This window comes from Methanosphaera sp. A6 (assembly GCF_001729395.1).
In the GTDB taxonomy this organism is placed as follows: Archaea; Methanobacteriota; Methanobacteria; order Methanobacteriales; family Methanobacteriaceae; genus Methanosphaera; species Methanosphaera stadtmanae.
Map to the genome: position 1 here is coordinate 1 of NZ_MAIF01000086.1, position 6550 is coordinate 6550.

At 25.4% G+C, this 6550-nt stretch carries 6 protein-coding genes; 2 read left to right on the forward strand and 4 right to left on the reverse strand.

Going from position 1 to position 6550, the window contains the following annotated elements; genetic code table 11:
- Positions 1 to 56: 56 nt before the first annotated feature.
- A complete protein-coding gene (locus A9758_RS02865; protein WP_143740861.1) occupies positions 57 to 812 on the forward strand; it encodes an ABC transporter ATP-binding protein in 756 nt (251 codons plus the stop codon).
- 18 nt (positions 813 to 830) lie between these two features.
- Here A9758_RS02865 and A9758_RS02870 read toward each other — a convergent pair whose 3' ends face one another.
- Together A9758_RS02870 and A9758_RS02875 are read right to left on the reverse strand one after the other, a co-directional pair.
- On the reverse strand, positions 831 to 1331 hold the full coding sequence (locus A9758_RS02870; RefSeq protein WP_011406586.1) for a hypothetical protein: 501 nt from the start codon (positions 1329 to 1331) through the stop codon (positions 831 to 833).
- A gap of 324 nt (positions 1332 to 1655) precedes the next feature.
- Complete coding sequence (locus A9758_RS02875; protein WP_011406585.1) at positions 1656 to 2390, reverse strand: MIP/aquaporin family protein; 735 nt, start codon at positions 2388 to 2390, stop codon at positions 1656 to 1658.
- 408 nt (positions 2391 to 2798) lie between these two features.
- Here A9758_RS02875 and A9758_RS02880 point away from each other — a divergent pair, with 408 nt between their 5' ends.
- A complete protein-coding gene (locus tag A9758_RS02880) occupies positions 2799 to 3014 on the forward strand; it encodes a ferredoxin (RefSeq protein WP_011406361.1) in 216 nt (71 codons plus the stop codon).
- Positions 3015 to 3041: 27 nt separating this feature from the next.
- Here the strand turns inward: A9758_RS02880 and A9758_RS02885 are convergent, their stop codons facing one another.
- Both A9758_RS02885 and A9758_RS02890 read right to left on the reverse strand, forming a co-directional pair.
- A complete protein-coding gene (locus A9758_RS02885; protein WP_011406360.1) occupies positions 3042 to 5825 on the reverse strand; it encodes a DUF3427 domain-containing protein in 2784 nt (927 codons plus the stop codon).
- A gap of 39 nt (positions 5826 to 5864) precedes the next feature.
- Positions 5865 to 6290: a hypothetical protein gene (locus A9758_RS02890; RefSeq protein ID WP_011406359.1), complete on the reverse strand. Its 426-nt coding sequence runs from the start codon at positions 6288 to 6290 to the stop codon at positions 5865 to 5867.
- Positions 6291 to 6550: the final 260 nt, after the last annotated feature.

Genomic DNA, 6550 nt, shown 5'->3' on the forward strand with positions numbered 1-6550 from the left:
TTTGATTATATTTTTACAAAAATACAAGAAAAAATATTTTGGTAGGGTGAATGAAGTTGACATTTGAAATAAAAAATATATCAAAAAAATTTACTTCTGAAAATAAGGAAAACTATGCATTAAAAGACATTAATTTAACAATAGAAACTGGTAAATTTGTCTGTTTTGTTGGACCATCAGGTTGTGGAAAAACAACACTACTAAGATTAATAGAAGGATTTGAAAAACCTACTGAAGGAACAATTACAGATGATGATAAAGTAGTAGAGCAACCTTCAAAAGATAGAGGATTTATATTCCAGGATTATTCATTATTTCCATGGCTTACAGTTATGGATAATGTAACATTTGGATTAAAGATTGCTGGAAAACCAAAGGAAGAAAATACAAAACGAGCACTCGAATATCTTGATGCTGTAGGACTAAAAGATTATGCAAATAGATATCCTCATGAATTATCTGGGGGTATGAAACAACGTGTTGCAATAATTAGATCAATAATTAATGATTCTAAAACACTACTTATGGATGAACCATTTAGTGCATTGGATGTACTAACAAAAAGAAAATTACAAACCCAATTAGTTGATAATTGGATGTCTAAAAATAGAACAATCATATTTGTAACACATGATGTTGATGAAGCAATATATCTTGCAGATGAAATAGTTGTATTTTCAACAAGACCAGGATCTATTAAGAAAATTATTAAGAATGATTTACCAAGACCTAGAAATAGAACATCACGAGAATTTAATGACTTAATTACAGAAGTTACAAAATATATAGATGAATCAGATATAATTGTCTGATTCTTTAAACTTTTTTTTTTAATTATCCACTTGACTTATTAGTTGAATAATTTGTGCAGCTTGAATACCAGATATATTCATGGTTTTAAGAGCTTTAATTGTTGAAGTATTAAGATTTAAATTTGAAACTACTAAGTTTTCAGTAACATATTTTCTAAATTGATTGTATTTTACATCATCATTGAATACATTTTTAAGGTCTCTACTAACAGGAAGTAGTTTTTCATCTAATACATTTGCTAAATCAGCAATTGCATTATCATTTGCTTTTACCATTTCTTTTTGTAAAACACGACCAATATCATTCTGTGTGAAAGATTTTTCCAATTCTTCAAGTAAATATTCATCTACTACTTCATTATCTTTTATATTACTTTTTAGTTTTTTGTTTCTCTTATTTGATTCAACAAAATCCTTATAAAAATTATTAATTAATGTTTCTTTATTATCAAATAGATTATCCACAGTATTTAATAAAACAGTACTTGCATATTTTTTAATATTTTTCTCTGTTAACATCCATATCCCTTAAATATTTTTTATAATTCTTTTAATAAAAATATATAATTTATCATATATGTATTTAGAGTTTAACTTACTCAATCTAAAGTGTTGGTGATTAATTATCAAAAGAATAAATTAAGTAAATGGTCAAAGTACTGTCGTTTTATTTATTCAGTTATACTATTTCAGTTTTACTGTTGTTTAAGGATTATATGTATTTGTATTCATAAGATATTAGTATTATAGTATAATGATAATAAGTTAAATTAATTTAAAAAAAGTTAGTTTAATAAAAAAATTGTAATAAAAGAAAATTGTATTATTACAATTTCTATAATATTAGTATCCTATTTCTTTATGGAAGTAGTCATATAAGTATACTGCTACAATTGCTCCTACAATAGGTGCAATGAAGTAAATAGGATAGTATATAAATGCGTTTGCTCCACTTACAAAGAAGTTGAAAAGCATTGGTGAGAATGCACGAGCTGGGTTAATTCCACAACCTGTGAAGTTACCTAATGCAATAACAATACCTGCTAATACTAAACCTATATCTAAAGCTGCATCAATAGATGGTGCATTTTTATCTACAGCTGTAGCCATAATTACATACATCAATAGTGCTGTACCAAGGAATTCTACAATGAACATTCCTATTATTGAAATATCTCCAAATGGTCCAACTCCTCCTAAAGCTCCAATGGTGGATGCTTTTGGACCGGAAATTGCAAGTAATGCAGCAGAAGCTATGATTGCTCCTATAAATTGTGCAATTACATAAGGTATTACATCTTTTCCTGGGAATTTTTTACCTGCCCATAATCCTATAGTTACTGCAGGGTTAAAATGTGCCCCTGATATAGGACCTAGTGCATGTATTGCAACTACTAATGCAAGACCAAATGCTAAACCAATTCCAATCCAATCAGGCAGTGTAATTCCAATATTATATATACTTGGGAATGTCTGTCCATCATTGATAAATAATGTTAATACAACTGATGCTGTACCAAAGAATACAAGAATAAATGTACCAACGATTTCAGCCATTATTTTTTTCATATCAGTCATTTTGATTTTCTCCATATTTTTTATGTTGAGTAAAGAAATAATAGATACATATAATTCTACAAAGAAGTACATGTTCTATTTCACCTTTGTCTACTTCCAAGTTTTATTGTTCTAAGTATTTAAATACCCTTTATAAAATTTAAATTTAATTGAAAAAATTTATTTAGATTTTATAGCACAACATTTTTTTCAAAAATACTTTACTTTTTCTTAAAAATACTTTAAAAAAATTAAATAAAAATATTGTTTTATATATAATATCTACTTTTTTCCTAAAAAAATTAAACAAAATATAAAACATTACTTAATCCATGTTAATATATAAGTAACAAAGATTTAATATTAAAAAAAATATAAACTATAAAATACAATTTATGTTTTTTTAAAATAAATAGGAGATTTGAGAATATGGTAGAAATAGTATTAGATAGAGATGAATGTACAAGTTGTGGAAATTGTGTGGAAGTAGATGATTCACTATTTACATTTGATTCAGATGATAAAGCAACAATGATAGGTTCAGAAAGAGACGATGGAATGGAAGAAATAGAAGTAGATGATCCAACCAAATACCAAGAAGCAGCTGATAAATGTAAAGGTGAATGTATAGAAGTATATGATTAAATATACTAAACACACCTATTTTATTTTTTAATTTACTAAATACTCATAAATATCATCACGTAGAGATGTATTTAATTTAAGAGTAAAACGTACAATATCATTACCTAGTTTATCACATGTTGGAATATACTCTTTAGGTATAACTTCTCCAACATAATAGAAGTATTGTTCATCTTCAGAATCACTTTTTTTAATAAATAAATACATTTTAAGATTATTATCCCTATAATTAATAATTGTTTTAACATCCTCAGATTCTAAAGTCTTATTATGTTTACTCATCCAATACATAGTCGTATTATCAATGAATTTATCCTCATATTGTATGGATTGTGAAATATCCTCATTTTTATTATATGTTACAAACATGGGACATGATAAATTTCCCTTAAAATCTGCCACAGTTCTATAACCAAAAATCGTTGTTGACTCATTTTCTGGCCAATTTAAAAGACGAGACACATCTTCTCTTGAATATTTTTCATACAACTTAAATGGAGTACAACTAGGGTTTCTATATTTTAAATCATATTCTTTAAATCCAATATCAATAATATCATAAATAAATTTCTTAAATATTTCATTTTCTAGTAATTTTCTAAAGTTTTCATGAATAAATAATATGTTATTATTAACTTCTAAAAGTTTTACCCTAGAATACTTTGTACGTTCCATCTTCTTATAATAGGATACACTAAGAATTTTAATAGCACTTTTTATACTAAGAGCATTGTCTGTTAAGGAGTAGTTATTTTCTAAGATATTATTAACATCATATATACTAATTTGTCTATTTTCAATTAATTCCCTTAATATAATTAATTCATGTGGACGTTTACCATTAGCTATTTTTAGTGATAGAAATTCTAAATATAGAATTTCATCTTCACATAAACTATTATTAAAACTCTTATCTAGTTTAGATAATAAAACTGGATATGCCTTCTTTTTTGAGGGTAGTTTTTCCTTCATATATTTAATAATAAACATTGCATCAAGTTCATCATAATTATAAAAATCAATTAATAATGGAATTCTACCAATCTTCTTTTTAAAATTCATATACTTATTTCTTAGAAAGGAAATACTGTTAATAGTTGCATTATCAATTGAATGATAAATCTTTTCCTTTGAAATTCTATCAAAGCTAATTGTTGAAGCTCCAGGAAGTAGATTATTAGAATCAAACATGAATTTACGAATAGTATCTTTATTGTATGTTCTATCATCAGATAGGGCAATGGGAATCATGTAGTTAGTATCAAAATTTCCAATAAAATCAAGAACAACAACATACTCCTTATTTGAATGTTTTCTAAGACCACGACCCAACTGTTGGATAAATACTATACTTGATTGTGTAGGTCTTAACATTACAATTTGATTAATTTCAATAATATCAACACCCTCATTAAAAATATCAACAGTGAATATATAATCAAGAGTATTATCTATATCATCACTAACAAGTCTATTAATAGCATCTTCACGTTCATCCTGAGTATTATTTCCACTAAGACTTATAGTGTTATATCCACGCATATTAAACATATCTGATAAAACTTTAGCATTATCCACGTTATTACAAAAAACTAATCCCTTTACTCTATTTCCATTAAAACCATAATATTCAATATTTTCAATAATTTCATCAACATATCCTTCTGATAAATAATTATCATCCACAGGATTATTTATTCCAAAATAATGAAAATCACAAAGTATATTTTCTTCTAAAGCCTTTTTTAATCTAATTTCATATATAATATTATGATCAAAAAGATCATAGATATCAAATTCATCACTACGATCTGGAGAACCAGTCATGCCTAAATAGAATTTTGGAGTAAAATAATTCATAATTTCCTGGTAACTTGGTGCTCCTGCATGATGAACTTCATCAATAACAATTATGTCAAATTCATCTTTTTCATATCTAGAATAATACTTTTCTTGACTCATAGTCTGTATGGTACTGAATATAAAGTCTGCATCATAATCCTTAGAAGTACCTGTGAAAAGTCCATAACTTCTATTTTTAAAGACATTCTTATATGAGTTCATTGCTTGTTTAGCTATTTGTTCCCTATGTACTAAGAATAATATTTTTCTAGGATTAATTTCTCTTAGTGCAAATGCTGAGGCATATGTTTTACCAGTACCTGTTGCACTTATAAGTAATCCTCTTGTATGTGTTTTTATAGTTTCTAAAAAGTTATCTATGAATTGTTTTTGCATAGAATTAGGTTTAAATTCATCTTTAATTTCTTTTTTAGGATAATATGTATGTTTATTACTCTCATTATAATATGCTTCATATTCATCAATACATTCATCTATATTTCTTGATTTATTCCAATATTTTATAAATGAATTTGATAAATCAGATACTATTTCATTATTTTCCCTATACTCTGTTAATATATTCCATTCCATATTAACAGTTAATGCCTTCTGTGTTAGATTAGAACTACCTATTAGAATGTTATAGTAATTGGTATTTTTAAAAATATATCCTTTTGGATGAAATCCATAACTATCAGTTACTTGATATAGTCTAACTTCAATATTACTTAAATTATTTAATCTTTTTAAAGCCTTCGGTTGACTAAATGCTAGATAATCTGTTGTTAAGATCTTACCTTTAACATTTTTTTGTTCTAATTCCTTAAGATTTTGTAGTAGTGGTGTAATTCCACTTTCTGTAATGAATGCTACTGCAATATAAAATTCTTCACATTTCTGTAATTCATTTTGAATTGTTGTTAATACTTTAACATTATATTCAGGATTATTTAGAACTAATTTCATATAAATATCTCTTTTATTTTTTTTAATAAAAAAATAATTTTAAATTAATGCATCTACTTGTTTAAAGAATGTTTCATATTTTTCTAGTATTTTCTTTAGTTTTGATGCATTCATTGTTCTTATTTCTATTATTTGTTTATTCTTAGAGAAATCTGTTTCTAATGTTTTTTCATGTTCATTAGAAAATGTGTCTATCATACTTTTTTGTAATTTAATATATGTTTTCTCATTAAGATTATACATTCTATGATGTTTAAATACATCCATTGCATGAACAATCCCCTTTTCCTCATTTTCAACACAGTGTGATAATGAAATTTCTGTATCCATATAATATGGTGTTTCTAATTTATCTGATTGAATTATACACTTTATTATACAGGTTATATGAGCAATATCTGTGTTATTCACAATATAGTTTAAGGTTTCAAATTGTTTTAAATTTATTTTACTAAATAATGTCATATTATATCAAACCAATTAATTAGTCTATAATCTATTATTTGAATAAAATAATTCTTAATATTTACTAAATAAAAAAAAGAAAAAGAGAATAAATTAAAACTCTTTTTTTAAGCTTTAATGTTGGTACTTATATTATATAAACTATCATTATTATTTACTTGTGGTAATGTAAATATTGTATCTACTGTTTTTAAGGGATTTACTTCTGTTACATCAAATGTGTATGTTTTTGATGCTGGTAAGTACTTTGTATCTCCAAG